Source organism: Brevundimonas sp. (assembly GCF_031082345.1).
Taxonomy (GTDB): Bacteria; Pseudomonadota; Alphaproteobacteria; order Caulobacterales; family Caulobacteraceae; genus Brevundimonas.
Window position 1 is genome coordinate 6,587 of sequence record NZ_JAVHLH010000083.1, and the last position, 3,885, is coordinate 10,471.

1 protein-coding gene and 2 pseudogenes are annotated in these 3,885 nt (G+C 68.9%); 1 reads left to right on the forward strand and 2 read right to left on the reverse strand.

The features are described from left to right. Positions 1 to 224 (forward strand): annotated as a pseudogene (locus RDU12_RS07290) (hypothetical protein); the annotation flags it as partial. A 154-nt stretch (positions 225 to 378) separates the two neighbouring features. On the opposite strand, the gene RDU12_RS07295 reads toward RDU12_RS07290, so the two are convergent. Then, entirely contained in the window at positions 379 to 1,116 is a 738-nt protein-coding gene (locus tag RDU12_RS07295; protein WP_300291713.1) for a TlyA family RNA methyltransferase, read from the reverse strand. After that, positions 1,113 to 3,844: pseudogene (locus tag RDU12_RS07300) on the reverse strand (valine--tRNA ligase). The gene RDU12_RS07295 and the pseudogene RDU12_RS07300 overlap by 4 nt, the downstream one beginning before the upstream one ends. Positions 3,845 to 3,885: the final 41 nt, after the last annotated feature.

Genomic DNA, 3,885 nt, shown 5'->3' on the forward strand with positions numbered 1-3,885 from the left:
GCTACGGCTATGACGACCGCTACGGCTACGAGGACCGGTCCCGCTACCAGGACCGCTATTCGTACGGCCAGTCCGGCTACGACTACGACCGCAGCTACAGCAGCGGCTATCAGTCGGGCTACGGCGTCGACCGCAACGGCTGCCGCACCATCGAGACGCGCACGCGGACCCGCGATGGCCGCCTCGTCACCCGATACGAGCAGTCCTGCCCGGACCGCTACTGACCGAATTGCGTCGCCGGTTATTTTTCAGCCCCCCTGTCGATCGGCGACGTGACGGAGACCCCCGGTGGAGAAATCCACCGGGGGTTTTTCCATTTTGAAGGGCGCTAACGCTCGCCGCGCGGCGGCTCGCTGCTTGAGCGCGGACGTGGGGGCGCTAACCGGCCCGCTTCGCCCAGAGCAGGAATTCGACATTGCCGTCGCTGCCGGTGATCGGGCTCTCCGTGGTCGCCTGGACCGCCCACCCCTGCCCTTCCAGCCAGGCCGAGACCGCGTCCACCGCCGCCCGGTGCGCCGCGGGATCCTTGACCACGCCCTTGCGATTGACGCCGCCCGGCCGGTCCGCCTCGAACTGCGGCTTCACGAGCGTGACCAGATCGGCGCCCGGCGCGGCCAGGGCCAGGGCCGCGGGCAGGACCTTGGCCAGGCCGATGAAGCTGGCGTCGCAGACGACCAGCTGCGGCGGCTCCGGGATCAGGTCCGGCGTCAGGTCGCGGGCGTCGGTCTGTTCGAGATTGATCACCCGGGGATCGGCGGCGACGCGCGGGTGCATCTGACCGGAACCAACATCGACGGCGAAGACCCGGGCCGCGCCGCGATCGAGGCAGACCTCGGTGAAGCCGCCGGTCGAGGCGCCGACGTCGAGCACGGTGCGGCCCTCGACCGCGACCGGCCACAGCGACAGAACGTGATCCAGCTTAAGGGCCCCGCGCCCGACCCAACGGTGGGCGTCGGCATAGGCGACGACCGCGTCCTCGCTCACGGGCTGGGAGGCGGTCCTGGCCGGCGCACCATCGACCGTGACTCCGCCCGCCTCGATCGCCGCCTTCGCCTTCGACCGGCTTTCGGCCAGGCCGCGCGCGACCAGCAGCTGGTCGAGCCGGGTCTTCGTCACCCCACCGCGTCCAGACGGGCCAGGGCGGCCTGCAGCCTGGCCTTGCCCGCCTCGGCCTCGGCCAGCTTCTCGCGCTGTTCCTCGACCACCTCGGGGGCCGCGCGCGAGACAAAATTCGGATTGCCCAGCTTCTTGTTGACGTGACCGATGTCGCTGTCGAAGGCGGCGATCTCCTTCTCGAGCCGCGCCCGTTCGGCGGCGAGGTCGATGATCCCCGCCAGCGACAGGGCGGCCGTGGCGCCGCCGGAGACGAAGGTCACCGCCCCGGCCGGAGCCGCCTCCGCCTGTCCGACCTCGGACACGCGACCGAGAGTCAGGATCAGGTCGCGGTGGCGGGCGATGCGGTCGGCCGTGGCCGCGTCGGGGGCGACGAAGGTCAGCGGCGGCTTGGCCGACGGGGCCACATTCATCTCGGCGCGCAGGGCCCGTATCTCGGTGACCAGATCGACCAGCCAGCCGATCTCGGCCTCGGCCGCCGGGTCGATGAAGGCGTCGGGCAGGTTGGGCCAGGCGGCGCCGATCAGGGTCGCCTCGGCGCGCGGCGCGCCGTCGGCGGCCAGTTGGGCCCACAGCTCCTCGGTGATGAAGGGCATGACCGGGTGCATCAGCTTCAGCGTCTGGTCGAGCGTCCAGGCGGTCATGGCCCGGGTCTCGGCCTTCGCCGCCTCGTCGGCGCCGGTGAAGACCGGCTTGGCCAACTCCAGATACCAGTCGCAGAAGACGTTCCAGACGAAGCGGTAGAGGGCCGAGGCGGCGTCGTCGAAGCGACCGCCCTCGATGGCGGACGACACCTGTCGCTCGGCCTTGGTCAGCTCGCCGCGGATCCAGCGGTTGATGGTCTGGTCGACGGTCGCCGGGTCGAAGCCCTCGACGCGGCGCGCCTCGTTCATCTGCGAAAAGCGCGCGGCGTTCCACAGTTTGGTGCCGAAGTTGCGATAGCCCTCAATGCGTTGACGCGACAACTTGATGTCGCGCGTGCCCGAAAGGATGGCCATGGTGAAGCGCAGCGGGTCGGCCCCGAGCTCGTCGATGATGGTCAGGGGATCGATGACGTTCCCCTTCGACTTGCTCATCTTCTGGCCCTTCTCGTCGCGGACCAGGCCGTTGATGATGACCCGCTTGAAGGGGACCTCATCCATGAAGTGAAGTCCCATCATCATCATCCGGGCGACCCAGAAGAAAATGATGTCAGCGGCCGTGACGAGGTCCGAGGTCGGGTAGAAGCGGCGCAGGTCCTCGGTGTCCTTCGGCCAGCCCATGGTCGAGAACGGCCACAGGGCCGAGCTGAACCAGGTGTCGAGAACGTCCTCGTCCTGGGTCAGGGCGGTTTCCGCGCCGTAGTGATGACGCGCGGCGGCGCGGGCCTCGTCCTCGCTCTCCTCGACGAAGATGGTCCCGTCGGGGCCGTACCAGGCCGGAATGCGGTGGCCCCACCAGAGCTGGCGGCTGATGCACCAGGGCTCGATGTTGCGCAGCCACTCGAAATAGATCTTTTCGTAGCTCTTCGGCTCGAAGGTCGTGTCGCCCTGCTCCACCGCCTTGATGGCCGGCTGGGCGAGGGTGTGGGCGTCGACGTACCACTGATCCGTCAGCCACGGCTCGATGACCACGCCCGAGCGGTCGCCGTGCGGGATGACGTGACGGGTCTTCTCGATCTCCTTGAGCCAGCCCTCCTCCTCCGCCCGGGCGACGATGGCCTTGCGGGCGGCGAAGCGGTCCATGCCCTCGTAGTCGGCGGGCACGTCGGGCGTGTCGGCGGCGGTGATGCGGCCGAAGGCTCCATGACGTTCAGCGCCGCCAGCCCGGCGCGCTTGCCGACCTGGAAGTCGTTGAAGTCGTGGGCCGGGGTGATCTTCACCGCGCCGGAACCCTTGGTCGGGTCGGCATAGGCGTCGGCGACAATCGGGATGCGGCGCCCGGTGATCGGCAGCGTCACGAATTTTCCGACCAGCCCGGCGTAGCGGGGATCGTCCGGGTGCACGGCCACGCCGGTGTCGCCCAGCATGGTCTCGGGCCGGGTCGTGGCGACCACGATGTAGTCGCGGGTCTCATGCCCGGTGGGCTGGCCGTCGCCGTCCCAGGCGACCGGGTGCTCATAGGTCACCCCGTCGGCCAGCGGGTAGGCGAAATGCCAGTAGAAGCCGTCCATCTCGCGCTGTTCGACCTCGAGATCGGAGATGGCGGTCTGGAAATGCGGATCCCAGTTGACCAGCCGCTTGTCGCGATAGATCAGGCCCTCCTTGTGCAGCCGGACGAAGACCTTGCGCACGGCGACCTGCAGGTCGGGGTCGAGGGTGAAACGCTCGCGCGACCAGTCGCAGGACGCCCCGAGGCGCCGCAGCTGCTGCTGGATCGAGCCGGCGCTGGTCGCCTTCCATTCCCAGACCTTGTCGACGAAGGCGTCCCGGCCCATCTCGCGCCGGCTCATGTTGCCGTCGGCGGCCAGCTGGCGCTCGACCACCATCTGGGTGGCGATGCCGGCGTGGTCGGTCCCGGGCAGCCACAACACGGCCTTGCCGGTCATGCGGTGATAGCGGGCGAGGATGTCCTGCAGCGTGTTGTTGAGGGCGTGGCCGATGTGCAGCGAGCCGGTCACGTTCGGCGGCGGTATGACGATCGAATAGGTCTCGGCGGCCGTGTCCTGGCGCGGCGCGAAGACTCCGCACTCCTCCCAGGTCGCATACAGACGGGGTTCGGCGGCTTTCGGGTCGAAGGTCTTGTCGAGCATGGGTGGGTCTTACTGCAAAGAAGAAGGGCGGCTCCGACTGG